Annotated in this window: 25 protein-coding genes; 24 read left to right on the plus strand and 1 reads right to left on the minus strand. The window is 47.1% G+C overall.

Annotated elements, in window-relative coordinates; genetic code table 11:
• Positions 1 to 23: 23 nt before the first annotated feature.
• From ACR1R9_RS08070 to glnA, 18 genes are all read left to right on the plus strand, one after another.
• A complete protein-coding gene (locus ACR1R9_RS08070; RefSeq protein WP_076289078.1) occupies positions 24 to 818 on the plus strand; it encodes an ABC transporter ATP-binding protein in 795 nt (264 codons plus the stop codon).
• Positions 819 to 856: 38 nt separating this feature from the next.
• Entirely contained in the window at positions 857 to 1,648 is a 792-nt protein-coding gene (locus tag ACR1R9_RS08075; protein ID WP_371121628.1) for an ABC transporter permease, read from the plus strand.
• A 456-nt stretch (positions 1,649 to 2,104) separates the two neighbouring features.
• On the plus strand, positions 2,105 to 3,082 hold the full coding sequence (locus ACR1R9_RS08080) for an aromatic acid exporter family protein (RefSeq protein ID WP_076289079.1): 978 nt from the start codon (positions 2,105 to 2,107) through the stop codon (positions 3,080 to 3,082).
• Between the two features lie 75 nt (positions 3,083 to 3,157).
• Positions 3,158 to 3,718 carry an outer spore coat protein CotE gene (locus ACR1R9_RS08085; RefSeq protein ID WP_076289080.1) on the plus strand — a complete coding sequence of 187 codons (561 nt, stop codon included), beginning with the start codon at positions 3,158 to 3,160 and terminating at the stop codon, positions 3,716 to 3,718.
• A gap of 112 nt (positions 3,719 to 3,830) precedes the next feature.
• Positions 3,831 to 5,081, plus strand: a complete 1,251-nt coding sequence (locus tag ACR1R9_RS08090; protein WP_433921378.1) for a putative amidoligase domain-containing protein — start codon at positions 3,831 to 3,833, stop codon at positions 5,079 to 5,081.
• A 199-nt stretch (positions 5,082 to 5,280) separates the two neighbouring features.
• Complete coding sequence (gene mutS / locus ACR1R9_RS08095; protein WP_433921377.1) at positions 5,281 to 8,085, plus strand: DNA mismatch repair protein MutS; 2,805 nt, start codon at positions 5,281 to 5,283, stop codon at positions 8,083 to 8,085.
• A 21-nt stretch (positions 8,086 to 8,106) separates the two neighbouring features.
• On the plus strand, positions 8,107 to 10,326 hold the full coding sequence (gene mutL, locus ACR1R9_RS08100; protein ID WP_433921376.1) for a DNA mismatch repair endonuclease MutL: 2,220 nt from the start codon (positions 8,107 to 8,109) through the stop codon (positions 10,324 to 10,326).
• A gap of 17 nt (positions 10,327 to 10,343) precedes the next feature.
• A complete protein-coding gene (locus tag ACR1R9_RS08105) occupies positions 10,344 to 11,129 on the plus strand; it encodes a class I SAM-dependent methyltransferase (RefSeq protein ID WP_076289083.1) in 786 nt (261 codons plus the stop codon).
• Complete coding sequence (gene miaA, locus ACR1R9_RS08110; protein ID WP_411836179.1) at positions 11,113 to 12,060, plus strand: tRNA (adenosine(37)-N6)-dimethylallyltransferase MiaA; 948 nt, start codon at positions 11,113 to 11,115, stop codon at positions 12,058 to 12,060. The genes ACR1R9_RS08105 and miaA overlap by 17 nt, the downstream gene beginning before the upstream one ends.
• Positions 12,061 to 12,300: 240 nt before the next feature.
• Complete coding sequence (locus ACR1R9_RS08115; protein WP_175382381.1) at positions 12,301 to 12,522, plus strand: hypothetical protein; 222 nt, start codon at positions 12,301 to 12,303, stop codon at positions 12,520 to 12,522.
• 234 nt (positions 12,523 to 12,756) lie between these two features.
• On the plus strand, positions 12,757 to 12,999 hold the full coding sequence (hfq, locus tag ACR1R9_RS08120) for an RNA chaperone Hfq (RefSeq protein WP_017687918.1): 243 nt from the start codon (positions 12,757 to 12,759) through the stop codon (positions 12,997 to 12,999).
• 168 nt (positions 13,000 to 13,167) lie between these two features.
• Entirely contained in the window at positions 13,168 to 15,825 is a 2,658-nt protein-coding gene (locus ACR1R9_RS08125) for a PBP1A family penicillin-binding protein (RefSeq protein WP_433921375.1), read from the plus strand.
• A 282-nt stretch (positions 15,826 to 16,107) separates the two neighbouring features.
• Positions 16,108 to 16,671, plus strand: coding sequence for a DUF402 domain-containing protein (locus ACR1R9_RS08130; protein WP_076289087.1), 564 nt, complete (start codon positions 16,108 to 16,110; stop codon positions 16,669 to 16,671).
• 109 nt (positions 16,672 to 16,780) lie between these two features.
• A complete protein-coding gene (locus ACR1R9_RS08135; protein ID WP_076289088.1) occupies positions 16,781 to 17,752 on the plus strand; it encodes an AAA family ATPase in 972 nt (323 codons plus the stop codon).
• 119 nt (positions 17,753 to 17,871) lie between these two features.
• The gene (gene hflX / locus ACR1R9_RS08140; protein WP_433921374.1) at positions 17,872 to 19,158 is read left to right on the plus strand and encodes a GTPase HflX; all 1,287 of its coding nucleotides are present in this window, start codon (positions 17,872 to 17,874) and stop codon (positions 19,156 to 19,158) included.
• An 84-nt stretch (positions 19,159 to 19,242) separates the two neighbouring features.
• On the plus strand, positions 19,243 to 20,496 hold the full coding sequence (locus ACR1R9_RS08145) for an aminotransferase class I/II-fold pyridoxal phosphate-dependent enzyme (protein ID WP_433921373.1): 1,254 nt from the start codon (positions 19,243 to 19,245) through the stop codon (positions 20,494 to 20,496).
• 83 nt (positions 20,497 to 20,579) lie between these two features.
• A complete protein-coding gene (locus ACR1R9_RS08150; protein ID WP_063563200.1) occupies positions 20,580 to 20,993 on the plus strand; it encodes a MerR family transcriptional regulator in 414 nt (137 codons plus the stop codon).
• A gap of 129 nt (positions 20,994 to 21,122) precedes the next feature.
• Positions 21,123 to 22,451 carry a type I glutamate--ammonia ligase gene (gene glnA, locus ACR1R9_RS08155; protein WP_076289091.1) on the plus strand — a complete coding sequence of 443 codons (1,329 nt, stop codon included), beginning with the start codon at positions 21,123 to 21,125 and terminating at the stop codon, positions 22,449 to 22,451.
• 70 nt (positions 22,452 to 22,521) lie between these two features.
• Here the strand turns inward: glnA and ACR1R9_RS08160 are convergent, their stop codons facing one another.
• The gene (locus ACR1R9_RS08160; RefSeq protein WP_433956429.1) at positions 22,522 to 22,803 is read right to left on the minus strand and encodes a hypothetical protein; all 282 of its coding nucleotides are present in this window, start codon (positions 22,801 to 22,803) and stop codon (positions 22,522 to 22,524) included.
• 193 nt (positions 22,804 to 22,996) lie between these two features.
• Here ACR1R9_RS08160 and ACR1R9_RS08165 point away from each other — a divergent pair, with 193 nt between their 5' ends.
• The 6 genes from ACR1R9_RS08165 (at position 22,997) to ACR1R9_RS08190 (ending at position 26,261) form a co-directional block, all read left to right on the plus strand.
• Positions 22,997 to 23,773: a WD40 repeat domain-containing protein gene (locus ACR1R9_RS08165; protein WP_433921371.1), complete on the plus strand. Its 777-nt coding sequence runs from the start codon at positions 22,997 to 22,999 to the stop codon at positions 23,771 to 23,773.
• Between the two features lie 150 nt (positions 23,774 to 23,923).
• Positions 23,924 to 24,265, plus strand: a complete 342-nt coding sequence (locus ACR1R9_RS08170; protein WP_433921370.1) for a hypothetical protein — start codon at positions 23,924 to 23,926, stop codon at positions 24,263 to 24,265.
• 55 nt (positions 24,266 to 24,320) lie between these two features.
• Positions 24,321 to 24,452: a hypothetical protein gene (locus ACR1R9_RS08175; RefSeq protein WP_256716838.1), complete on the plus strand. Its 132-nt coding sequence runs from the start codon at positions 24,321 to 24,323 to the stop codon at positions 24,450 to 24,452.
• Between the two features lie 108 nt (positions 24,453 to 24,560).
• Positions 24,561 to 25,679 carry a tail fiber protein gene (locus ACR1R9_RS08180; RefSeq protein ID WP_433921369.1) on the plus strand — a complete coding sequence of 373 codons (1,119 nt, stop codon included), beginning with the start codon at positions 24,561 to 24,563 and terminating at the stop codon, positions 25,677 to 25,679.
• A 14-nt stretch (positions 25,680 to 25,693) separates the two neighbouring features.
• Positions 25,694 to 25,831 carry a hypothetical protein gene (locus tag ACR1R9_RS08185; protein ID WP_433921368.1) on the plus strand — a complete coding sequence of 46 codons (138 nt, stop codon included), beginning with the start codon at positions 25,694 to 25,696 and terminating at the stop codon, positions 25,829 to 25,831.
• Between the two features lie 286 nt (positions 25,832 to 26,117).
• Positions 26,118 to 26,261 carry a hypothetical protein gene (locus tag ACR1R9_RS08190; protein WP_433921367.1) on the plus strand — a complete coding sequence of 48 codons (144 nt, stop codon included), beginning with the start codon at positions 26,118 to 26,120 and terminating at the stop codon, positions 26,259 to 26,261.
• The last annotated feature ends 11 nt before the right edge of the window (positions 26,262 to 26,272 follow it).

Below are 26,272 nucleotides of genomic sequence, written 5' to 3' on the forward strand. Positions count from 1 at the left end.
TTCGGGAAAGGACGTGAGCATGTATGCCTGAATCCGAAACGGTGATCAGACTGGAAGGGATTTCGCAAGTCTATGTCAGCGAACGTGAAGCATCACTGGTTATTGAAAATTTGAATCTTCAGGTCGAGCAGGGAGAATTCGTTAGTCTTGTTGGCCCAAGCGGATGTGGTAAAACGACATTGCTGTCGATCATCGCCGGGCTGCTCACACCAACCGCAGGCGAGGTCAAGGTAAAAGGAAAACGCATCGAAGGTCCGTCTGCCCAGATTGGCTATATGTTGCAACAGGATTATCTGTTTCCATGGCGTACCATTTTGGACAATGTCTTGATCGGACTTGAATTGACAGGTGGACTCAATGACGAGAGTCGCGAGCGCACACGTGAGCTGCTGGCAGGTATGGGTCTAGCTGGAACTGAAGCCCAGTATCCTTCAGAGCTATCCGGGGGGATGAGGCAACGGGTGGCTTTGGTACGTACACTGGCTACGGATCCGGGAATACTGTTGCTGGATGAACCCTTTTCTGCACTCGATTATCAAACCAAGCTGCAGCTGGAGGATCTGGTCTCAGACACATTGAAGAAATCCGGCAAAACTTCGGTGCTTGTCACCCATGATCTGTCCGAAGCCATTGCCGTCAGTGACCGCGTCATTGTGCTTGATCGTAATCCGGGTCGCATTCGGAAGGAGTTTATCATTCCCGAAGATCTGCGGAACGCACAGCCTTTTCACGCGAGGGAGCAGCCAGGGTTCAATGAGCTGTTTCAGGCGTTATGGAGTGAACTGGATCAGTCCGGAGGAGGTGAGAAAAACGGGTGAATCAGACGAACCAGAAGCAGGAAATGCGTGATGATTGGATGAGACAGCTGCACCAAAGTCATATTCAGCAGGTTGCCAGATGGCGACATAAAGTGCTGGCGGTGCAGCTGTCCATGCTGGTGTTTATGTTTTTGCTGTGGGAACTGGCAGGAAGACTGCGCTGGATTGATGTGCTTTTGTTCAGTTATCCCAGCAAAATTTTCAATCAGATCTGGAAGGACATCGTCAGTGGAGAACTATGGGCTCATGTTGGGGTAACCGTTGGGGAAACGGCAGTCGGCTTTTTGCTGGGGACACTCGTCGGAACACTGCTTGCGGTTCTGATCTGGTGGTCTCCTTTTTTGTCAAAAGTGCTTGATCCCTATATGGTTGTGTTCAACAGCATGCCCAAAGTAGCGCTGGGTCCAATCTTTATCGTCATGTTTGGTGCAGGATTTACGGCTATTGTCATGACGACGTTATCCATTACAGTCATTATTACTACACTCGTCGTGTATAACAGTTTTAATGAAGTAGATCAGAACTATATTAAGGTTATCCGTACGTTTGGTGGCGATCGTTCCGAGATTTTCAGCAAAGTGGTATTACCCGCATCCTTTCCTGCCATTGTCTCTACCTTAAAAGTAAACGTGGGCATGGCCTGGGTCGGTGTGATCGTGGGTGAATTTCTGGTCGCCAAGCAGGGATTGGGCTATCTGATCATCTATGGATTTCAAGTGTTCAACTTTACCCTTGTTTTATCGAGCCTGTTGATCATTGCGGCTGTAGCTACAGCGATGTACCAACTCGTTGTATATGTAGAACGCAAGTTGCTGGCAGGGCGCAGGTGATTTTGCGAACCATGCGTGTGCAAAATAGAATGCTTCATGATATGTATACAATTTCACAAGAGGTGTCACGTTGCCTGAACCCGTAAAATCAAGTACCATACTAATACGAATATTCCGCGCAGTCCGGAATGAATGCGACGATTGGAGAAGAGGGCCTAGAGGCTTTTGTCGCATCAATCAAATTGCCAGCGTCCCTCATCCGGGGCGCGTTATTGTGACCGACATGCATATGCATGTCGGTTGATGCCGTTTATGAGTGTAGCAGCGAAATAGATATACGGTTCTTCCAGAATGATTCTTTTGATTAGATAAGAAATGGTTTTTGGCAGGATGTGTAATACTAGGGATATGATATATGACGACACACGCTGTCAGGCATTGGTGGACAAGTGCTCACCCGGATAGGTATGGCTCGCTGGCTTTGCCATTTTTGCAGCTTAGAGGAGAGGGAGTTAGATGGGTTTTAGGGTAATTAAAACCGCAATAGCCGCGCTGATGGCCGTGCTGATTGCGGACTGGTGCGGCTTGCCCGGACCAACATCGGCGGGCTTGTTAGCCATACTCGGCGTTGATGTGACACGAAAAAGAAGTATTCGCACCATATCTGCGAGATTTTTCGCTTCCGTAGTGGGGCTTTTATTTGCAAGTGTACTTTTTCACTTTCTTGGCTTCCATTACTGGGTGCTGGCGGTTTACATACTGATTGCATTCCCGGTTATCGTTCGGGCCGGATTCAAGGAAGGCATTGTGACGGGTTCTGTCGTGGTGTTCCGGGTATTTAGCGGCGGCGAAATGGACGTACAGGTGGTTTTGATCCAAATTGGGCTGCTGCTGATTGGTCTCGGTTCCGCGATGGTTGTCAATCTGGCCTATATGCCGGCTGCGGACCCGCAGATGCTGCGTATTCGCAAAAGAATTGATGAATTATTCTCGGTTATCTTCCAGGAGTTTGCAGCCACGCTGCGCAATCCAAACGAAGTATGGGCAGGGAAAGAGCTCATTGAAGCCGACAAGGCTGTACTAGGCGGCATTGAAGCGGCCAAACGTTCATTGGAAAATCAGGTCATCCACCCGAACGAGGGATGGAGTGTTTACTTTTATATGCGCAAAACGCAATTGGATTCCATCCAGCATATGATGCATCTGGTATCCCAGATCTATCAGAAGATGCCGCATGCGGAAATGGTATCGGAGCTGTTCGACCAGCTCAGTCAGGATGTGCTCACTGAATCTTACACCGGACGTACAGAAAAACTTCTCGCAGATGTGCAAGAAGAATTCAAGCGAATGGAGTTGCCGGATACAAGGGAAGAATTCGAGATTCGTTCCGCGATTCTCCAGCTGTGCCGGGAACTCGCGCTGTATCTGAAAATAGCCAAGAAGGACAAAGCACCGTCTCCAGTATCGGACCGGTCCCAATCTACAAATGAATAATAGAAAATAGTTGTCACCCTAGACGGATGCCCTGCATACACTTGTAAAGAATGATTGTATGGAGGAGGTTTAAAGATGTCATTGAGTCATAAACATCAATGTAGAGAGATCATCACGAAGGCGATCTGCGGCAAAGGTCGTAAGTTCTCTACCGTAACACATACCGTGACTCCGCCACATGGTCCGACCAGTATTTTGGGGGCTTGGATTATCAACCACCAATATGAAGCCGTATCAGCGGGGGACGGAATTGAAGTTATTGGTACTTACGATATCAACATTTGGTATTCCTATGACAAAAATTCACAGACGGATGTAGCCAAAGAAACGGTGTCGTATGTAGAACATGTGCCTTTGTCCTATCTGGACCCGAAACACCGGGCCGCCACTGTAGAGGTATCTGCGGATGCAACGCAGGAACCGAGCTGTGTGGAAGCCACGGTGTCGGCAGGTGGAGGCAGCGTAATTATCCGGGTAGAACGGGAATTCGCTGTTGAACTGGTCGCCGAGACCAAAGTATGTGTGAAAGTGTGCACGGATGGCTGTGGAGATTACGAAGACAAGGATTATGACTACGGCAGTGGCGATGGAGATTATGACGATCTCGATCCCGACCTGCTTGACGATGAGCTGTAAGCTCAGCGATCCGGATTCATAAACTTAAGGTATTATATGCGCCGCAAGCGGCAGTGAAGAGGGCGTAAGCCCTCTTTTTTCATTTTGGGCGAGTATCGGGAGGTGGGACAGAATGAATGTGATAGATGAGGCCGAGGAGGCGGTGCGCCGATATGAACGCATGCTCCCTCGTGAACGGGCAGATCGCCTGAAACGATCCGGGATTGAAGTGCTGGCATCGCAGGGCAGACGTGACCGGGAGTTGGGTCTACGTGCACGTTACGATGTAGAGATATGCTGTCTTCAAGCGATTCGCATCAAACGTAGGGACACCAGTGGCATGGGGGGAGCGCAAGAAAGTGTGCTGGATCGTGAAGCGGCATCAACGTTATTCAAACGCATTGAACGGCTTGCCACCAAAGCATTGTATACGGTTGGACTGGATCACGGCGCTGTAAGACTGGAAGCGTCAGGAAAGAGCGGTTGTGCTGTCATCTCGATTGACCCAAGGCCATGGAAGGGCATGAAGGATCTCTCTGCCATGTACCGTGCAGGCTGGAAACAGCTTCAGTCCGAACTGGATGAAGAGCGGCATCGTAATGCAGCCCCCATACTTGGAATGGACCCTGAGTTCCTGCTTGTGCAAATGCCAGAATCCAAAATTGTGCCCGCCTCCAGATTTCTCGAACGAACAGGTGTAGCCGGCTGTGATTCCGTGACGATTAATGGACGACGAATATATCCTGTTGCCGAACTACGACCTGCACCCAGCTCTGAGCCGCGCGAGTTGTTGGCTCATCTGATGAGAGCCTTTGCGGCGGCTTCCCGTAGTATTAGTGATCACTCGCTGATCTGGCAGGCAGGGGGAATGCCCCAGCGTGGCTTGCCACTGGGCGGACATGTTCATTTCAGTGGCGTTACATTAAACGGGGACCTGCTGCGTGCGCTTGACAATTATCTGGCGCTGCCGCTTGCCGTTCTTCAGGATCCACGAGGATCAGGTCGCCGTCCACGTTATGGGGCATTAGGTGATTTTCGACTGAAATCTTACGGTGGATTCGAATACCGCACATTACCCAGTTTTTTGGTATCTCCTTTGGTTGCCAAAGGAGTTGTGGCTTTGGCTGGTCTTATCGCGAGAGGTTACCAACAATTGCGTCAACGTCCATTGGCGAAGGCTGTTATTCATACTGCTTTTTATGAAGGCAACCGTGAGGTGATGCAGGCGCATATTCCGGCACTGCTGGATGACCTGACACAAATGGATGGTTATGAACGTTATGAACTTTACGCTGCTCCATTAATTAGCCAGTTAAGACAGGGTAGGACATGGGACGAGAGTCGGGATATACGTAAACTCTGGAATATTCGAGCAGGTTCATGAAGAGTGGGCACTTTTTTGTTATAATGAGAAATAAGTCGATTTTGATCATCGTTATGGAAGAATTGGAACAGCAACCTGTGAGGGAAGCGGCGGATGCCGAAACATGAGGCGGTGGCACGATTAAGGTGCCTAACCGCCTTATTGCTCCTTCCGGGACAGCTTCTCTTCCTGACAACATTGGAACGGATGGAGGATACTCATGGCTCAGTATACGCCAATGATTCAACAATATTTGCAAGTGAAGGCCGAAGCGCAGGACGCTTTTCTTTTTTTTAGATTAGGTGATTTCTATGAAATGTTCTTTGATGATGCAGTTAATGCTTCCCGTGAACTAGAAATTACATTAACAGCACGTGCAGGTGGGGGAGAAGATAAAATCCCGATGTGCGGTGTGCCTTATCATTCGGCTGACAATTACATACAGCGCTTGATTGAAAAAGGATACAAAGTAGCCATCTGCGAGCAGATGGAAGATCCAACGGTAACCAAGGGCATGGTGCGGCGTGAAATTGTACGAGTTATAACACCCGGAACGGTAATGGAAGGCAAGACCTTGGGGGACAAGTCCAACAACTATATGGTGTGCCTGACAGGGAATCAGAACACACTTGCACTGGCTGCCTGTGACTTGTCCACAGGGGAACTCTATGTGACGTCAGTTCCTTACTCCCAAGAGTGGCTCAAGGATGAGATCGGGATCTATGAACCTTCGGAACTGGTGGGGGATGCTGCGTTGCTGGATACGGTGGCTACCCAGGCATCTCCAATTGGTCGGCCTGTGGTATACACACCATGGACGAAGAGCAAGGAAGATTTGGTGCGTCAGCAATTCGGCGAAGCGGTGTGGGCACGTCTGGAGCCTGAACGTCAAGCTTGTATAGCGCGTCTTTTCTCCTATTTAAGTGAGACGCAGAAGCGTTCTCTTGGCCAATTGACACAGGTTTCAACGTATGAGCCGGATCACTTTATGATTCTGGACCCCTTTACTCGGCGCAACCTGGAACTGGTGGAAACCGTACGTGAGCGTTCGAAAAAAGGTTCACTGCTCTGGCTCCTGGACCGCACAGAGACGTCCATGGGTGCCCGGATGCTGCGCCGTTGGGTGGATAAACCCTTGCTGCAAAAAGGCAAAATTAATGAACGTCTGGAAGCGGTAGATACGCTGTATAACCAGTTTATATTGCGGGAAGATTTGCGTGCAGAACTCAAAGACATTTACGATCTGGAACGCCTGGTGGGTCGAATTGCCTTCGGTAACGCCAACGGCCGGGATCTGAATGCACTGAAGGTGTCACTGGATAAAATTCCGGGGCTACGTCAGTATTGTGCAGATTCGCCTTCTACAACGCTACAGCACATTGCTGGTATTATGGATGATTGCAGTGATTTGCGAGATGCAATCGGTCAGGCTATCGTTGATGAGCCACCGGTGTCCGTGCGAGATGGCGGCTTAATTCGTGAAGGGTACCACGAGCGGCTGGATGAGCTCCGGGAAGCCTCGGTGAATGGTAAACAGTGGATTGCTGAATTGGAAGCCAGAGAGCGTGAAGCAACCGGCATTCGCTCGCTGAAAATTGGTTACAACAAAGTGTTTGGGTACTATATTGAAATTACCAAGTCGAACCTGGCTTCTCTGCCAGAAGGCCGTTATGAGCGGAAACAAACCCTTGCCAATGCTGAGCGTTATATTACACCGGAGCTAAAAGAAAAAGAGACGCTGATTCTGGAAGCTCAGGACAAGATGGTTGATATTGAGTACGGCTTGTTCGCGGAATTGCGGGAACGGCTTAATCAGGAGATCGCCAGGCTGCAAAAACTGGCTGAGCTGGTGGCGGAAATTGATGTGTATCAATCCTTTGCCGTTATCAGTGCAGAGCGCAATTTCGTACGTCCTACATTGACTGATGGTTACGATCTGGTCGTGGAACAGGGGCGCCATCCGGTAGTTGAAGCAGTGATGCGAGATGGAGCTTTCATTGCCAACAATACTGCGATGCAGAAGGAAGAGGCGCGCATTCTGCTGATTACCGGTCCAAATATGGCAGGGAAAAGTACGTATATGCGGCAGGTAGCGCTGATTTCGATTCTGGCGCAGATCGGCTGTTTCGTGCCAGCCGGGCAAGCTGAAGTACCGATTATGGATCGTATTTTCACACGGATTGGTGCGGCAGACGATCTCATCGGTGGACAAAGTACGTTTATGGTGGAGATGGCCGACATTCAGGTCATGACGGATAAAGCAACACCACGCAGCCTGATTATTATTGATGAATTGGGCCGGGGGACGTCTACCAGTGAGGGAATGGCGATTGCCCAGTCTGTCATTGAATATGTGCACGATATCATTGGGTGCAAAGCGCTGGTATCAACTCATTTCCATGAGCTTGCTCATTTGGAAGAGAGTTTGGACAAGTTGGCGAATTACTCCATGGCCGTTCAAGAGAGCGGGGACAAGGTTAATTTCCTGCGTAAACTGATCGCCGGGGCTGCAAGCAGCAGCTACGGAATCTATTGCGCACGGCTTGCAGGTCTGCCGGACAGCATCATTGAACGGGCGAATGGCCTGCTGCACGGTTTCGAACATGCGGCGGCTCAGGTTGCGGTTGGAAGTGAATTTGCCGGGAAGGACAAGCAACAATCGGGTGATCATGCTCGAGATGGTGCAGAGTTCCAGTCAACTGATCATTCGTCATTGATTCGGGAGCAGGAATCTACAGAACCTGTCGAACTCACTGTTGCGACTGAAGATCCAGTACGGAAACAACAGGACAAAAAACAAATTGGCAAGCAGCAGTCAGGCTCCAAACATGCTGATGTGGTTCAACTGTCCATCTTTGGGGATGAAGAGCCAAGTGTAACTCCGAAAACGGAGGTTGTTGCCCTTGACAAGCCTGCCAGGGAGTTTATTCGTAATATGAAAGATATTGATGTAATGAACATGACGCCGCTTCAGGCGATGCAAATACTGAATGATCTCAAATTAAAGGCACAGCAATTATCCTGATTATAGGGGAGGGGAAAACCTGTGGCGAAAATTCATGTGCTTGATGAACATATTGCCAACCAGATTGCGGCAGGTGAGGTGGTCGAACGGCCTGCTTCAGTCGTTAAAGAGTTGCTCGAAAACTCGGTGGATGCAGGCGCCTCCAAAATTGATGTTACGGTGGAAGAGGGCGGACTGCTCCGTATTCGGGTCAAAGACAATGGTTCCGGTATCGAGCCGGAGGATATGGAAAAGGCTTTCTATCGTCATGCAACCAGTAAAATAGCTCATGGCCGCGATCTGTTCCAGATCACAAGTCTTGGATTCCGGGGAGAGGCCTTGGCGAGTATTGCCGCTGTCTCCAAAGTGGAAGTGTTATCAGCTAGCGGGAATGACGGGCGAGGACGCCGAATCGTGATTGAGGGCGGCAAACTTCTCTCACATGAGGATGAAACCTCACCCCAGGGCACCGACTTTGAGGTAAAAGAACTATTTTTCAATACGCCGGCTAGACTTAAATATATGAAAACGATCCAGACTGAGCTGGGACATATCTCGGATGTTCTCTATCGCATGGCGATGTCTCATCCGAATATCTCGTTCACGCTGCGACATAATGAAAATACGCTGCTTCAGACGCTGGGCAATGGGGATCTGCTGCAAGTGGTTGCAGCAATCTATGGTACAAGCGCCGCCAAAGCGATGCTTCCCATTCAGGGAGAGAGTCTGGATTATCGTGTGAGTGGGCTGATCAGTTTGCCGGAATGGACTCGTGCCAATCGTGGCGGTATGTCAACCATTGTGAATGGACGATTTATTCGGAATTACGGGCTCAATCAGGCTATTCTGAAGGCGTATCATACGCTGCTGCCCATTAATCGATTCCCACTTGTCGTGGTGCAATTGGAAATGCATCCATCCCTGGTCGATGTGAACGTGCATCCGGCGAAGTTGGAGGTTCGTTTTAGCAAGGAAGCGGAGCTGTACGAGTTTGTGGAAACGACACTGCGTGGAATCTTACGTAAGGAAGTGCTTATTCCTCAGGTAACCAAGCAGCAAATCAGACGTGGAGATAACAGTTCCTTTATCCAGGAACAATTTCTGTTCCCAAGAGGTCCTTTAAAGGACGAATCGGAATCTGCGGGGTATGGGCAACAGGGTCCATTAGGGAAAACTGCTGGCCTCGATAAAACGACTTCAGAGGACGATGACCTGGATGCTCCGGCTGATTTGGCTCCGTCTGATGTGCAATCAGTTCCTGATGGAAACGGTGAGGGTCAGTCGCTGCCATTGCCTGAAGCCCCACCCGAGATACCACCATCCTATGACCCATTCGGGATGTTGAGTGGGGACCTAGGATCAAATGTCCTGAAGCAAAATTATAGTCCTGATGAAAACTCCAATACCGATGAAGCTTCTGCTGTGAGTGGGAGTACCGGTGCTAACGCAGATCGTGCTGCGCAAGATGCCTTACCTTTAACTGAAGATAAGGGGCTGTCTACTTCACTAGCTCAGTCTTCTGCGTATCGTTCCAATTCAGTGAATTCTCCGGTTAGAGAAGGGCGTTCATCTTATAATCCATCTGCAGTGGCTGCAAAAGGAGAGCGGAGCTGGAAGGCTCCAAGTTTACCAGACCCGGCAAGGCTGGCATCCGCCATTAAGTCGGATGTTTCCATGCCCGCGTTTCCCGAGCTAAGTCTGATTGGGCAGCACCACGGGACGTACTTGATTGCACAAAATCAAGATGGTCTATATCTGATTGATCAGCATGCTGCCCATGAACGGGTGAATTATGAATATTACTACGAGCAGTTTGGCAATCCGGCTCAGGCTTCGCAGGAGTTGTTGTTGCCCATTACATTGGAGTTCACACCATCCGAGACCGAAAAGCTCAAAACAAGACTGGCTTGGTTCGAGCAGGCAGGTGTCTATTTGGAACATTTCGGTGGGCAGACTTTCCGGGTGCGTTCCCACCCGTTCTGGTTCCCTAAGGGGGATGAGAAAGACATTATTGAAGAGATGTCAGAATGGGTGCTGAGTGAACGTAGTATTGATGTTGCCAAAATGCGAGAAGCGGCCTCCATTATGTGCTCTTGCAAAGCTTCCATTAAAGCCAATCAGAAATTGACGGATCAGGAGGCGGAAGTGTTGATTCAGCGTCTAGGTTCTTGCCGTCAACCATATACTTGTCCACACGGGAGACCGATTGTGGTGTCATTTTCAACCTATGATCTGGAGAAATTGTTCAAACGGGTCATGTAGCTACTTAGGAGGAAGTTATGTATATTACAACCGGTGAAAAGGAAGCAGGCCACCTTGTGGAACGTGCACGAAACCTGGCGGAAACAACAGGAGGGACCTATGTACCGCGCAAAAAAATGTCTTTACCTGCACTGACTGCACATTATGGGATAGATGAAATTGTAGTTGTGCTTCAGGGTAAAGTTCGTTTGTTTCGTCCGGATTCACCGCTGCTTGAGTTTCACCCCAGTATGGGATTTGTTCGGGCCAAACGTGTGTTAAATGGAGAAGCTGATCCGATGCTGGACGCAGGGGCGATACTTGAAGGGGATACTGTTATCGATTGTACAGCAGGATTGGGCACCGATGCACTGGTATTCTCGGTTGCTGTAGGCAAAAGTGGTCGGGTCATCGCCTGTGAAAGCTCCCTCCCACTGTACACGTTATTAGTAGAAGGCATGTCTCAATATGAGAGCATTAAGCCTGCGGTAAACGAAGCTTTCCGGCGCATTGAGCTGCGGCATGCAAATCATCTCGATTTGCTGCGTTCCTTGCCAGACCGAAGCTGTGACACGGTATATTTCGATCCGATGTTCCGTGAACCCATGCTTGATTCAAGCGCCATTCAGCCTTTGCGAGATTATGCGAATCCAAGTGCACTGGATGAACAGAGTATTATTGAAGCGAAAAGAGTTGCTCGCAAGCGGGTAGTTATGAAAGAGAAGCGCGGCAGCGCGGAGTTTACGAGACTCGGTTTTGAAGTGCATGACCGGGGCAATGCAAAAACACTGTACGGAGTGATTAATGTTGAAAGCGGAAGTTAAACCGAAGCTGCTTGTGCTGGTTGGGCCAACAGCGGTAGGCAAAACAAGAATGAGTATCGAGCTTGCAGAGGCGTTCAATTGCGAGATAATTTCGGGGGATTCAATGCAAGTATATCGCGAAATGGATATCGGAACGGCCAAAATTACTCGCGATGAAATGAAGGGTGTGCCCCATCACCTCATCGACATCCATGAACCGGAATACCCCTATTCCGTGGCGGAATTTCAGGAAAGCTGCACACGTCTGATTGGGGAAATCCATGAGCGCGGCAAGTTGCCTTTTATTGTTGGTGGTACTGGTCTGTATGTGGAATCGGTATGTTACGGCTTTCAATTTTCGGACAGCGGCTCAGATGAAGCGTTCCGGGATGAACAGTTCCGTTATGCAGAGCAACATGGCCCGCAGGCGTTACATGATAAGCTGAGGGTCATTGATCCGGTTAGCGCAGAACGACTGCATCCGAATGACCAACGCCGAATTGTTCGTGCACTGGAGATCTATCACCTCACAGGTGAGAAGTTATCCGAGCAGCTGGCTTCCCAGAAAAAAGAGTCTCCATATGATCTACTTATTGTGGGTTTGACAATGGATCGTCAGAAACTGTATGCCCGAGTGGAAGAACGAATTGATCTTATGATCGAGCAGGGTTTGGTAGATGAGGTCAAGTCTTTGCTGGAGCGAGGCGTAGCGAGAGGACATATCTCCATGCAGGGGCTCGGCTATAAGGAAATTGCGGCTTATCTTCAGGGTGAAGTAAGCTGGGATGCTGCGGTGGAGTGGCTGAAAAGGGATACGCGTCGTTTTGCCAAGCGGCAATTGTCCTGGTTCCGGCATATGAAAGATATTGAATGGGTAGATATGACGGATACCGAAGATTTTGCAGGGAATTATGCCCATGTAAGTGAGATGATCAAACGCAAGTTTGACTGAATATAGAAGGTGGAATTTGCCACCTATTAGGACTTTAGAACCTCTATCTTTTAGAAATAAAAGGTAGAGGTTCTTACTTTTTTGATATGAAATGACGTCAATAAAAGAGGCAATAATCGGTGGTGTATACAGATTTAAGCAGAAAATTTCATTGTAAAAAAATAACATAAATATTAAAATGAATTCACATGACAGGCTAATTGTTTTGATTCAAAGCTAAAGTGGAAGGGGGAAGATTTTATGAGTGCAGAACCGAGCGGAGTGGCAAGTTTATATCTCTTTTTCTCAGGATTGATTGGAATTGGTTTCGCCATTGGAGGTCTTGTCGCATTAATTTGGTTAATTATTGTTCTAATCAATACCAATACATACCTGAAACTCTTGATCAATGATAAGAAGAATCGGAAAAATATTACGTTAGTCAAAGAAGAAGAGAAACCGTATACAAATCCAGAAAAATAGAAGGGAAACGTGGGAAAAGGTAGAATTTGTCCCTCTTTTGCAATTCTGACAAGCGGTGTATAATGGATAAGTCTTCTAGTTGCAAGCGAAGCTCAGGCATAGGTGCAAAATAGCAGACAAGGGGTTTTTGTGGATTATATGAATCCGTTCATGATATAATAGCACGAAAGCTACTCAGCGATATTGAATATTACTTATAACACGAATTCAAATGAACCAATGGGGGTACGGCTAATGAACAAGTCCATCAACATCCAAGATACGTTCTTGAACCAACTGCGGAAAGAAAACATTCCAGCTACAGTCTATTTGACTAATGGCTTTCAAATCCGCGGAACGATCAAGGCATTTGACAATTTTACGATCGTCATTGACAGCGACGGACGCCAGCAAATGGTCTACAAGCACGCCATCTCCACGTTCACGCCGCAACGCAGCGTATCGCTGATGCAGCAAGATAATAGCGGCGAAGCTTAAAAAATTACGAAACCTTTTTATCAACCATTTCGTCTACATGTATAGGAATTGAAACAGAGCAACCTGAATAAGGGTTGTTCTTTTCATTCCGGGCAAAATAAGCTCTATAGGAGTTTGAGCCAGCAGACGAATAGAAATTATGCAACTGAAAGGGAGTCAGGAGGTAACATGCCAAACGATCCGTTGTCGAGGTCTAACAATCGCAACAGTAATAACAAGTCAGCCAAAAAAGCGAAGCCAAAGACCTCTAAAAAGAAAAAAATTACGGGTAAACGCGTTGGATGGACACTGTTTTTCACCATGGCAATCGCCATATTCTGTGCACTGGGTGGATATTTATTTATTATGGTGAGTGGCGAAAATCTGCTCAAAGCCAACAAGGACAAAACAACAATCAATGAAACTTCAAAAGTATATGATCGTAACGGACAGTTAATGGGCGAGTTGTCCATTCAAAAGCTGGAGCCGGTCAATGAAGAAGATATTCCGGAATTGGTAAAGGAAGCTTTTGTTGCTACGGAGGACAGACGATTCTACGAGCATCAGGGCGTGGACATCTGGTCCATCGGACGGGCGGCGGTTAAAGACGTCATGGCCCGCTCCATGGTGGAGGGTGGTAGTACACTGACTCAGCAGCTTGCGAAAAATATGTTCTTGTCCCGTGACAAAACTTTCTTCCGTAAAGCGACGGAGGTTTCCATTGCAATGGCATTGGAGCGCAAGTACTCAAAAGACGAAATTTTGACGATGTATTTGAACCGGATTTTCTTTGGTCATCAGCGTTATGGAATTAAGGCTGCGTCTGAATTTTATTTTGGAAAGAAAAATTTAAACGATCTTAAGTTATGGGAAATTGCCACATTGGCAGCGATGCCTAAAGGGCCTTCAGCTTATAACCCGCTGAGCAATCCCAACGATTCCAAGGCACGTCGCGCTGTCGTATTGCAGCTGATGTATGAGCAAGGTTACATCACCAAGGCGGAAATGGATGAAGCCAAAGCAGTAGATTATGACTATACACCGCCTGAGAAAGATCAAAAGTATCAAGCCTTTATCGACTATGTTCTTCGTGAAGCAGAAAAAGTGACTGGTAAAACGGAGGATGATCTGAATATCGGCGGGTACAAAATTTACACGACGATGGATGCTCAGGCTCAAACAGCCATGGAAAGTGCTTTCTCGGATGATAGTTTGTTTGAGTCAAGTAAAGACGATCAGCCAGTTCAAGGCTCCATGGTCATTATGAACCATGAAAATGGCAGTCTCGTCGCCTTGATGGGCGGACGGGATTATCAAACGAAGGGCTACAGCCGGGTAACACAGAGTCGCAGACAACCTGGATCGGCATTTAAACCGATTGTGACTTATGCACCGGCTCTTGAATCTGGTAATTACAATGCAAACTCAGCTCTCAGTAATGAAAAGCAATGCTTCGGCAATTACTGTCCGGGTAACTTGCATGGGTATTCTTCTACCATTAGCATGACGGATGCCATTACCAAATCGGAGAATATCCCGGCAGTATGGCTCCTAAACAAAATTGGTGTGAATACAGGTGTTCAGTTTGCCAAAAGCGTAGGTATCCAGCTTACGGATGAAGACAAAAACCTGGCGATCGCGCTGGGTGGTCTTAGCAAAGGTACGAATACGCTGGAAATGGCGCAAGCCTATAGTGCATTCGCTAATCTGGGTGAGTACCAGCAGGCGTATTCCATTAAGGAAATTAAGGATAGCGCTGGGAAAACGACCTATAAACACGATAAATCGGAAACAACACGTGTCATGAGTGAGCAAAATGCTTATTCCCTGACTAAGATGCTGCAAAATGTCGTGAATGACGGTACAGGTCGTTCAGCACGTCTGGATCGACCCGTTGCTGGTAAGACGGGAACCGTTCAAAGTGGTATTTCCGGCAACAGTGCCAACCGTGATGTTTGGTTCGTTGGATACACGCCAGAATGGACTGCGGCAGTATGGATGGGTTACGACAATCCAGATGCAAACCATATGCTCAAAAATAGTAGTAAGCTGTCAGCGGCGTTCTTTGCCAAAGTTATGGGGGATGCGTTGAAAGGAGTTCCTGTGAAGGACTTCAAAGCTCCAGCAGGTGCCCAGACACCTCCACCGGAAAAAGAACCAGAGCAACCAACGCTTTCAGTGAGTGGTTTGAATGGAGCTTATGATCCATCTACGCAAACTGTATCGTTGAATTGGACTTCAACGGGGGATTCCTCGACACAGTATCGGATTTACAGAAAAGAAACATCTGAGGGCCAGTTCACCCACCTCATTGATGCAGTTGGTTCGACCAGTGCGCAGGATCTAAGTGCGCTCCCTGGTCTCACTTATGAGTATTATGTAACAGCATATGATCTGGCTTCCGGACAGGAAACGGATCCTTCCAATACCATATCGCTGATGATTGAAGCGGAGGAATTGGAACCGGAACAGCCAGATACGGGCACGGAGCCAGGAACGACGGAGCCGGGTACAGAACAGCCTGGAACAGAAAATCCAGACAACGGTTCGTCGGGGAATGGAAGTTCTGAAGGTAACAATGGCAACGGAAATGAAAATGGTAACAATGGTAACGGCAATAATGGAAATGGAAACAATGGCGGGACAGGTCAAGGGAACGGACAGACCGGAGAAGGAAACACACCGCCGGGACAGGGCACAACAGAACCTGGAGGTACGGGTGAAGGTTCCAATGATGGGTCTGTAACGACACCAGGCGAAGTGGTCACGCCGCCAGATAGTGGAAACAACGGTAACACTGGAGAAACGGATACACCCACTGATTCTCAAGCTGGAACTGGCGGTTAACAAGAATAAGCCGCATTAAATAATTACAGCCTAAAGCCTGCTCCCTGATGTTGGGGGGCAGGTTTTTTGGTTTGTGTAGCGTTCGGCGTGGAACCAAAGCTCTCCGATAGATGGGGCAAAGCTTGATTTTGAGTGTATAACTTAAATATGGTAAGCTGTAACTATTCGTAATACGTTGTGCAAAGCGGATTCAGGGGCTTGTGGAATCGGTAATGCGGACGTTATTCGCTGTTCACCAATATCAGCAGGTCACGGACCTGTGGTCGGCAAAGAGGGGTTCGTATGAAACGGAAATTCGGGGACCGCGCGAACTGGCGCCGGATTACGAACCGACAATTTACATGCCGGTTCGTTCAATCCAAAATTTTTACGGGTTACATTACGCTGTATACGATACAAGATTTGAAAGAGCCTTTGTGGAAAACCTATGGAGGAAGTACCTTCTGCATTGCGGATAAAGGTTATTCCTGGTTGCAGTATTATCCAAAAGGCGAGCATTTTGTTGTTACGGCCATGTTTGATGATCAGGAGCGGATTGTTGAATGGTACATTGATACATGCCGCAGCCAGGGCATAACCGATCAGGGTGTTCCATGGTTTGATGATCTGTATCTGGATGTCGTTGTCCTGAAGGATGGAGAAATATTTTTGCTGGACGAGGATGAACTTGAAGATGCTCTTTCTCGTAAGCACATTACGACTGGGGATTATGATCTGGCTAACCGGACAGCAAAGGAATTGTTGCATGCTATTGATGCTCATGTGTTTCCCTATTTCCAACTGTCTCTGAAGCATAGACAAACCCTGTTTGAAAATGGAGAGTTCAGAAAAAATATTCAGATTTGAGTCATGGAAAAGTCCCATAATTCTTCGCCATACTTCTAATATTAGAGCACCTGATAGAATACATTAATAATCAGGAGAGTTCAGCCCGATAAAATAGAGGTGATGGCGAATGAACGGACGGGTCATGGCTGCAGGAGGGCAACCGGGAGGCAGACCATCCAGACAAATTAATGTTGTTTTGCGTAACCAGGAACCTCAGATGCTGGTCAAAGAAGAAGAGACAGCAATACAAGCAGCAAAAGGTTTAGCCAAACATGCGCATTTTCAGGAAATTCAAGGTGAGTTAGAGCAACTGGTTGGACTTGAAAATATCAAAGATTTAGTATTTGAAATCTATGCTTTCTTACAGATTGCCCAGATGCGTACCGAAGCTGGTTTGATAAGTGGGGCGCACGTGTATCATATGATTTTCAAAGGCAATCCGGGAACCGGAAAAACAACGGTAGCACGAATTGTTGCGAAGCTTTTTCAGAAGATGGGTGTATTGAGTAAGGGTCACTTGATTGAAGTGGAACGTGCAGACTTGGTCGGAGAATATATTGGGCATACGGCACAGAAAACCAGAGACTTGGTCAAGAAGGCACTGGGTGGAATTTTGTTTATTGACGAGGCGTACAGTCTGGCTCGCGGGGGCGAGAAGGATTTTGGGAAGGAAGCGATCGATACACTTGTAAAGTCAATGGAAGATAATAAGAATCAATTTATCCTCATTTTGGCGGGTTACTCGGAAGAAATTGATTTTTTTCTACAGACAAATCCCGGATTACCTTCCCGTTTTCCGATCCAGGTTGAATTTCCAGACTACAGCATTGATCAATTGATTCAAATCTCCGAAATCATGGCCAAGGAACGTGACTATATTCTCATGCCACAGACCATACTCAAACTAAAGCAGCATCTGCTTCAGGAAAAAAATGAGTCTCTTCATGCGTTTAGCAACGCCCGATATGTCCGAAATGCCATTGAACGATCGATTCGCCATCAGGCAGTTCGACTATTGGAACAGTATACCCAGGGGAATCCGGGAAAACTGGAGCTGATGACTATCCGCACAGAGGATTTGAAGTTTGATCAAAAGTAAGCGATAATATAATTTTTAAAGCAGCCGGCCGGGTTAACCGGTTCGGCTTAAAGCATGCCATGGAACCATGGTGGCACAGAATATATGCGGAAACGCAATAAAAGGAGTGAATATACACGATGACAAATGGCACACATGATACAGATATGGTAAAGAAGGATCGCGCCGTGTTGGTGAGTCTGGTTACCGATGAGGTCAAACGTTCGGGTATTAACCCGGAGTACTCCCTTGAGGAGTTGGTAAAACTCGCGGAGACGGCAGGCGTGGAAGTGCTGAGTGTATTGTCACAGAACCTGAAAACCCGGGACACCAAATGGTTCATTGGTAAGGGGAAAGTGGAAGAACTTCGTGCAGTGGCTGAGGAAATGGGAGCAACAACAGCTATTTTTGACCAGGAGCTGTCCGGTGCTCAGGTGCGTAACCTGGAAGAAGCGTTGGATCTCAAAATTATTGATCGCACCCAGCTGATCTTGGATATCTTTGCGCAGCGCGCCAACACGAGAGAAGGTATTATTCAGGTTGAATTGGCTCAGTTGAGCTATTTGTTACCACGTTTGTCGGGTCACGGGAAGAATTTGTCCAGACTTGGTGGCGGAATTGGAACGCGGGGTCCAGGTGAAAGTAAACTGGAGACGGATCGTCGACATATTCGTGGCCGCATTGATGACTTGAAGCGTCATTTGGAAGAAGTGACACGTCATCGCAAGCTGCACCGGGAGCGTCGCAAAAAAACGGGTATCATTCAGGTAGCCCTTGTAGGTTATACGAATGCGGGTAAATCCACCTTGCTTAAACAATTAACGGCGGCAGATGTGTATATTCAAGACCAGCTGTTTGCCACACTGGATCCAACCTCTCGGACGATGGAACTGCCAAGTGGTAAAGAAATCGTACTCACTGATACGGTTGGGTTTATACAAAACCTTCCTCATGATCTGATTGCGGCTTTCCGTGCAACGCTGGAGGAAGTGAATGAAGCGGACCTTATATTACATGTGGTCGATGCATCGTCTGCAATGCGTGAAGATCAGATGAAAACGGTACACACCATTTTGCAGCAACTGGGTTCAGGGGACAAGCCTCAATTGGTATTGTATAACAAAAAGGATGCTTGTACACCGGAGCAACTTGAAATGCTTCCTTTGGATAAAGAGCATATCAAAGTGAGCGCTCTGGATGCCGATGACTTGCAGAAAATTCGGGAGCTTATCCAGGCTGAATTGACTGGTGACACGAAACGCTTCCGTATTCCGGCTGAGCGTGGGGATCTTACATCTGTACTTTACAAAATTGGTGATGTTGTTGAGACCACATTTGAAGATAATGATGTAATTTATGAAGTGGAACTGCAAAAAGGCGAATATGAGAAATTCGGTTATTTACTTGAAGATTTCATACAACTGTAACATCGATGACATATTTGTATGATAAGTTGACACGATAATTGATGTTTGACGTCAGATTCGTGCTATGAAGGGGAATGAAGTAAGATGGCAAGCTTTGATTCAGAGATTATTGAACTTCAACGACAAGTTGAAAGTCAGATTGCGGGGCAATTGCAACAGATTGACCGGATCACCGATCATAACCAATGGAAAGTAATCAATGCTTTTCAACTTAGAAAAGTCAGCGATTTTCACTTTGCGGGTTCAACGGGTTACGCGTATAACGATCGGGGGCGTGAGGTGCTTGATGAAGTATATGCCGATGTGTTTGGTGCAGAGGCGGCACTGGTGCGTCCCCATTTTGCGTCTGGTACACATACGATTGCTACAGCTTTGTTCGGTGTGCTCCGTCCAGGTGACGAGTTATTGTACATTACGGGTAAGCCCTATGACACATTGCATAAAGTCATTGGCAAGCCTGGTGATGGGACAGGATCGTTACGGGATTTCGGCATTGGCTATCAAGAGACGGCTCTGTTAGAAGATGGAGGAGTAGATTGGACGGCAGTAGAGAAAAGTATCAATGCAGCGACAAAAGTCATTGGTATTCAACGCTCCAGAGGATATGATTGGAGATCTTCCTTCTGTATTGAAGAAATCGCTGATATGGTTGCACGTGTAAAGGCGATCAAGGAAGATGTCATCGTATTTGTGGATAACTGTTATGGTGAATTCACGGAGGAACGTGAACCAACTGAAATCGGGGTAGATCTGATGGCAGGTTCACTGATTAAAAATCCCGGTGGAGGTCTGGCGGAAACCGGTGGATACATATGCGGGAAGGAAAAGTACGTACAATTGGCTTCCTATCGTTTGACTGCTCCTGGAATTGGCGGTGAAGTTGGCGCGATGTTGGGAACAACTCGTGGCATCTACCAAGGACTTTACATGGCTCCGACAATTGTGGGACAGGCCATTAAAGGCAGCACATTCGCTGCGGCGATGTTTGCTGCATCTGGATTTGTAACCAAACCGGCATGGAACGAGATACGTACAGATCTGATTCAGGCTGTTCAATTCAGTTCGGCCGAACATTTAATTGCCTTTGTACAAGGAATACAGCGGGCTGCTGCGGTAGATAGCCATGTTGTTCCTGAACCGTGGGATATGCCGGGTTACGAGCATCCTGTCATCATGGCGGCAGGTACGTTTATACAGGGTGGAAGCCTTGAATTATCTGCAGATGCGCCTATCCGTGAGCCTTATATTGGCTATATGCAGGGTGGTTTAACATACTCTCATGTTAAATATGGCGTTTTGATGGCATTACAAACGATGAAAGAACGTAAATTATTGTGAGTTTATCTAACACATCATTGACACTTAGTAATAACTAAATGTACAATAGAGTGAAGAATAGATGACTGGAAGGTTGATGAATGATGGGTGACGAAATTCGCAGAAATATGGCCTTATTCCCGATAGGTATTGTAATGAAACTTACGGATCTGTCCGCGCGTCAGATTCGTTATTATGAGCAGCACAGTTTGATTGTTCCTGCGAGAACGTCAGGTAATCAGCGTTTGTTCTCTTTCAATGACGTAGAACGATTGCTGGAAATCAAGGCTCTGATTGAAAAAGGAGTTAACATCGCGGGCATTAAACAAGTGATGAATCCTGTATCCAAAGAGTCAGAAGAAGCAACGGTTATTACAGCCGATACGGAAGTAAAACGCAGAGAGCTGTCGGACTCCCAACTGCATCGTCTGCTTAAACAACAACTGGTGTCAGGTAAGAGACCTGGACAAGTATCTCTCATCCAGGGAGAGCTTTCCCGATTCTTTAATAAAAAATAAGTTCGTATAACCTCGTAGGTCAGGGGAAATCCTGCTTTTGGGTAGGAGGACTCCTTGACCCGTGCAATATTCTAATGTACAAATATAACAGGCAAGCCAAATACGCAGAGAAGAAAGGGAGAGGGTATCGTGAGTTTTACTAAAGAAGACATACTACGCATCTCAAAAGAAGAAAATGTACGATTCATTCGTTTGCAATTTACCGATCTGCTTGGATCAATCAAAAACGTTGAAATTCCTGTGAGCCAACTAACCAAGGCTCTGGACAATAAAATGATGTTTGATGGTTCTTCCATTGAAGGTTACGTGCGTATCGAAGAATCTGATATGTACCTCTATCCTGATCTTGATTCTTGGCTCATTTTCCCTTGGGTAGCCGAGAACCGTGTTGCTCGACTGATTTGCGACGTATATCTTCCGGATGGTAATCCGTTTCCAGGGGATCCGCGTGGCATCTTGAAACGAAACCTGAAAGAAGCCGAAGAAATGGGATTCACTTCCTTCAACGTCGGTCCTGAACCAGAGTTCTTCTTGTTCAAAACAGACGAAAAAGGAAATCCGACTAACGAACTGAATGACCAAGGTGGATATTTCGACCTTGCGCCTACGGATCTTGGTGAAAACTGTCGTCGTGACATCGTTATCACACTTGAAGAAATGGGCTTTGAGATCGAAGCTTCCCACCATGAGGTAGCTCCAGGTCAGCATGAGATCGACTTTAAATATGCTGATGCTCTAAAAGCAGCAGACCAGATCCAAACGTTCAAACTCGTTGTTAAAACGATTGCACGTCAGCATGGTCTACATGCTACCTTTATGCCGAAACCGCTGTTTGGTATGAACGGTTCCGGTATGCACTGTAACCAATCCTTGTTCCAAGGCAAAGTGAACGCATTTGTAGACGAGTCTGACGAGCTGGGTTTGAGCAAAACTGCACGTCACTTCATGGCTGGAACTTTGAAACATGCGCGTGCGTTTGCAGCAATTACGAACCCAACTGTGAACTCATACAAACGTCTTGTACCAGGTTATGAAGCCCCTTGTTATGTAGCATGGTCCGCCAGTAACCGTAGCCCAATGATCCGTATTCCAGCTTCCCGTGGTCTGAGTACACGTGTTGAGGTTCGTAATCCGGATCCGGCTGCTAACCCTTACTTGGCTTTGGCTGTTTTATTGAAAGCAGGTCTGGACGGAATCAAACGTGAGCTTTCCTTACCAGCTCCGATTGACCGTAACATCTACATCATGTCAGAAGAAGAGCGTGTGGAAGAAGGCATTCCAAGCTTGCCGGCTGACCTGAAAGAAGCATTGAACGAATTGATCCGCAGCGAAGTTATCTGTGATGCTCTCGGCGACCACGCCCTGGCTCACTTCTACGAGCTGAAAGAAATTGAGTGGGACATGTACCGTACACAAGTCCACCAATGGGAACGCGATCAATATATTACTTTGTACTAATTGAATAAACCTTATACCTACGGGGTTTTTTAAGGGTTTAAATGGGGGACGTTTGAATGGGGATTTACTTCTATTGAGGAGTGTCCCCCAAACGTCCCCCATTTTGATTTTTTGAACCAAGAATGCTGGAGGTATATTGTTCATACTTATCAATATTGCGTTGCTCTAACTTTTTGGAGATGTGAGCATATATATCAGAGGTGATTTGCACACTTCCATGACCAAGCCGTTCTTGAACAAATCTTGCCGAACTACAGACAACGGAAAAGGACAAACTGGTTGATGCGCTCAACGAGGTTTTTACACATGTCGATGAGGGGAAAGAGCCTGTCAAAACCGCCGTCATCGTCAAAAGGGGAACGGTGGCAGGGACTTCCCCGCATTCATTCCAGCATCTCGCAGATGGCATTGAAACAATCGAAACGTCTACGGTGATTAACGGCTAACAGAAGGTATCGCGGACATACGCGGAGAGTATCGCGGCTAATGACCCGGTGTATGTGTCGAAAACGTTTGAGCTAGATGTAACTATATCGGAGCGACCGGTGAATGCTGTATATAAACTGTCTTGGAGTCCTGGTGGTCAATATCTTGCTTGTCCTTTCCAAACAGCTCCCTATCTCTCTATATATAAACGTGTAGGTAAGTCCTTAATCAAGTTGCCCGATCCAGATGTTAAGCCAAATGGGAGTGCAAATAGCGCAAGTTTCAGTCCAGACGGAAATTATCTGGTGGTTGCTCATACCGCGTCGCCATTCGTTACTATCTACAAGAGATCGGGTGACGTTTTTACCAAATTAGCCAATCCTGCGACATTACCGACGTCCTCAGGTCGGTCGTTAGCTTTCAGCCCAGATGGAACGTACTTGGCAGTCACTCATTTCTCATCACCTTATCTTTCTATCTATAAGCGAACAGCTGATACATTTACCAAATTAGCTAATCCCACCACTTTGCCATCATACATAGGTAATTCAGTTGCCTTTAGCAGAGACGGAAATATTGTAGCTCTAGGGAGCAGCAGCACTGCTCCGAATAATTTGATTTTGTATAGTCGAAATGGTGATGTATTTACTAAAGCTGACTTGACCTACACAGTACCGAGTACAACAGTTTATAGTGTAGAGTTTATAAACGTCTATGACACCGTTTATTTGGCTGCAGGTATTGCTAATGCTCCTTACCTTATTCTGTATCGACTTGTAAACAAGGAACTCGTGAAACAATCTGATATTATAGGCTTGCCCGGGACTGGCAACGGCTTGTCTGCTACTGGTAACGGAGAGTTATTAGCTGTAGGTACCCGGGAGTGCTGTACCTAACCGTGTATAGCGGTAACTACGACTACGTCTGGAAAAGTACAAATGCAGTTGCTGGCTTGGCAAAATATATGACTGGCGTAGGATATGCGCTGGAAAGCGGGAACCGAGGAGAATCAAAAGAGATTATGACGATATGGAGGTAACGATTTTATGACGAAATTTTATTTTCAGCTTGATGGAGACATTATCCGTGACGTAATCACCTATCAACATGAGGGATATACAGAAGCAGAGCTTGAGAATACATTTTTGCCTGTAGGTATTAACGCAGGCTATTACCGTTTAAAGGATGGCGTGCCGGTTCTGGATCAGGCGCTCAAGGAAGAAGCGGACCATGCCAGTCGTCCGGCAGATTACGTTGAGTTGGAACGTAGACTTGCGGCACCGGAAGCACTAAACAAGCAACTGGCCGAGGAAAGCAATGCGAATCAACTGGCACTTATGGAGCTGCACATGCTTGTGCTGAGTGTGGTGTCGCCTGATGAAGGTTAGGCTTGCAAGTCTGCTGATCCGCTGGGCTGTAGCACTCATGAGGGGAGGTGAGATAATGTTAGTTGTATACGTGATGATGATCCATAAAGGCTTGATTAAGCTGGAGCAAGTACCAGCAGGCAGCCGTGATCAAGTGGCAGCGGCTTTGCAGGCTGGAGACATGGACCAAAACGGCAATATCGTGTAACAGGCGTTCCGAAATCGGAGCGCTATTTTTATGCCGTTTTTAAGACCATTTAACAACCTATGAACTAAATCGTATAGACCTAATAACAACAAAATGGAGGAATTAATCATGCCAATTGAAACAAATCGTTTAAAACTGCCCCTGCCTTTGGGGAATGAAAGTGTAAGCCGTGTAGGTATCAATGCGATCTTTGAGAAGATCGATGAGGGTGTTGCAACGCGGGAAGATGTAGAAGAGCTTCGCCAATTAGTCAACCAGATGGATATTCCAGACGCGTCCTTAACTCAGAAAGGGCAGGTCCAGTTATCGAGTAAAACAGACGGCGATAGGGAAGAGGTTGCTGCTACTGAGAAAGCGGTAGGACTGGCTTTTCAATCTGGGGTTGAGCGGAAAGCGGAAGTGGTTGCCGCTCTCAACTCCATAGGAGTAACGGCATCCACATCCGAAACATGGGCGCAGCTCATACCCAAGATTAAAACAGTAATCCGAGCAACAGGGAACGCTACTGGGGCACAAGTGCTGTCAGGAGCAACATTTAGTAACACTTCAGCAAATGGATTAACTGGAACAATGGCGAACCGAGGTGCAGGAGGAACTGTGACGCCCGGTACTGCTAATCAAACGAAGGCAGCCGGGTACTACAGTAGCGCCATCACAGTAATGGGTGACGCCGATCTGGTCGCCGAGAATATCCTCAAAGGTATTAATATATTTGGTGTCGCTGGAACGCTGGTTCCTGGTCTACTTCAACAGTTCGCTTCTAGTATAGGTGTAAACGGTACAACCAATGGCGCATCTGTCAAAAACACGGTAGCCGATATACCCACAAATAAAGTAACCATCTTTTCATCCAGCACAGGTATGGTCTTAGAAGCAATGACAGGTAACTCATCCCTATCATCGGACAATACAACGTTCAGTGGTCTTACCATAGTGGATGCCGCTAACAGCGCGGTTTCCGTAGGTCAAGCGTATTCGTCAGGTTCTGGTCAGTCCGTTCTGACTTATATTTTGACCTTAGTGATTGAACCAGCGAACCGCCGTTATCGGTATTCCTATTACACCCAAACCGATAGAACCATTCGAAACAGCGGGTGGACCAACATGCAAGCGGGTCAGGACATGAACACGTTAAAACTGATACACACTGCAGTGGTTTCAGGCACAAACTCATACCTAAGTCGCTCCCTGATTAATTTCCCGGACACCTACATGACTCAAGTATAAAGGAGGACACAGCATTGATTTTAATCAAGCACGTGCCAGCAAAGGACCAGGCAATGGTGCTGATCATCACAAATTCACCGACCCAGGAAACACCTAATGAAAATGAAATCCTAACAGACAGTAAAGTCCCTATTGCTGACGAAATTAGATGAGTGGTAGCTCATCATCAAAAAGGCTATGGATAGCTTGATTATGGGAGGCGCGTTGTAATGGGTGCTTATATGGGATAACGAACCATAGAGGGTGCGTTCACATATAGGTATGTAATATCTAAAAGAAACCAGACCTTCAAGAAGAGAGAATAGTATCAGTACCTAGAGGATCAGGGGAGACAGGAGTTAATTCAGGATTAAGCTCACTTAGCAATATGTACTATACAAGCCCTCTGGAGTGGTCAGGGGGCTTTTTCATATTCAGATAGAGACGGGGGATTGGCGTATGGAAGTCATACCAGGAGGTGTGAATGACATGCAGGTGCAGGATGTGAATACGATTGTGGATTTGAAGGTCCAACTTGCCCAGATTGAGGAAGCATTGAAACCTTTGGCTGCTTTGGCTCCAGGATTGGCAGAGGTCAGATGAAATTTCCAAAG

Origin of the sequence: Paenibacillus taichungensis, from assembly GCF_050994985.1 — a bacterium.
Lineage (GTDB): Bacteria > Bacillota > Bacilli > Paenibacillales > Paenibacillaceae > Paenibacillus > Paenibacillus taichungensis.

Excerpts from the sequence above, each read along its gene's own strand:
- ACR1R9_RS08070 (WP_076289078.1), top strand. The coding sequence starts at position 24 with ATGCCTGAATCCGAAACGGTGATCAGACTGGAAGGGATTTCGCAAGTC.
- ACR1R9_RS08075 (WP_371121628.1), top strand. The coding sequence starts at position 857 with ATGAGACAGCTGCACCAAAGTCATATTCAGCAGGTTGCCAGATGGCGA.
- ACR1R9_RS08080 (WP_076289079.1), top strand. The coding sequence starts at position 2,105 with ATGGGTTTTAGGGTAATTAAAACCGCAATAGCCGCGCTGATGGCCGTG.
- ACR1R9_RS08085 (WP_076289080.1), top strand. The coding sequence starts at position 3,158 with ATGTCATTGAGTCATAAACATCAATGTAGAGAGATCATCACGAAGGCG.
- ACR1R9_RS08090 (WP_433921378.1), top strand. The coding sequence starts at position 3,831 with ATGAATGTGATAGATGAGGCCGAGGAGGCGGTGCGCCGATATGAACGC.
- mutS (WP_433921377.1), top strand. The coding sequence starts at position 5,281 with ATGGCTCAGTATACGCCAATGATTCAACAATATTTGCAAGTGAAGGCC.
- ACR1R9_RS08105 (WP_076289083.1), top strand. The coding sequence starts at position 10,344 with ATGTATATTACAACCGGTGAAAAGGAAGCAGGCCACCTTGTGGAACGT.
- ACR1R9_RS08115 (WP_175382381.1), top strand. The coding sequence starts at position 12,301 with ATGAGTGCAGAACCGAGCGGAGTGGCAAGTTTATATCTCTTTTTCTCA.
- hfq (WP_017687918.1), top strand. The coding sequence starts at position 12,757 with ATGAACAAGTCCATCAACATCCAAGATACGTTCTTGAACCAACTGCGG.
- ACR1R9_RS08125 (WP_433921375.1), top strand. The coding sequence starts at position 13,168 with ATGCCAAACGATCCGTTGTCGAGGTCTAACAATCGCAACAGTAATAAC.
- ACR1R9_RS08130 (WP_076289087.1), top strand. The coding sequence starts at position 16,108 with ATGAAACGGAAATTCGGGGACCGCGCGAACTGGCGCCGGATTACGAAC.
- ACR1R9_RS08135 (WP_076289088.1), top strand. The coding sequence starts at position 16,781 with ATGAACGGACGGGTCATGGCTGCAGGAGGGCAACCGGGAGGCAGACCA.
- hflX (WP_433921374.1), top strand. The coding sequence starts at position 17,872 with ATGACAAATGGCACACATGATACAGATATGGTAAAGAAGGATCGCGCC.
- ACR1R9_RS08145 (WP_433921373.1), top strand. The coding sequence starts at position 19,243 with ATGGCAAGCTTTGATTCAGAGATTATTGAACTTCAACGACAAGTTGAA.
- ACR1R9_RS08150 (WP_063563200.1), top strand. The coding sequence starts at position 20,580 with ATGGGTGACGAAATTCGCAGAAATATGGCCTTATTCCCGATAGGTATT.
- ACR1R9_RS08170 (WP_433921370.1), top strand. The coding sequence starts at position 23,924 with ATGACGAAATTTTATTTTCAGCTTGATGGAGACATTATCCGTGACGTA.
- ACR1R9_RS08175 (WP_256716838.1), top strand. The coding sequence starts at position 24,321 with ATGTTAGTTGTATACGTGATGATGATCCATAAAGGCTTGATTAAGCTG.
- ACR1R9_RS08180 (WP_433921369.1), top strand. The coding sequence starts at position 24,561 with ATGCCAATTGAAACAAATCGTTTAAAACTGCCCCTGCCTTTGGGGAAT.
- ACR1R9_RS08190 (WP_433921367.1), top strand. The coding sequence starts at position 26,118 with ATGGAAGTCATACCAGGAGGTGTGAATGACATGCAGGTGCAGGATGTG.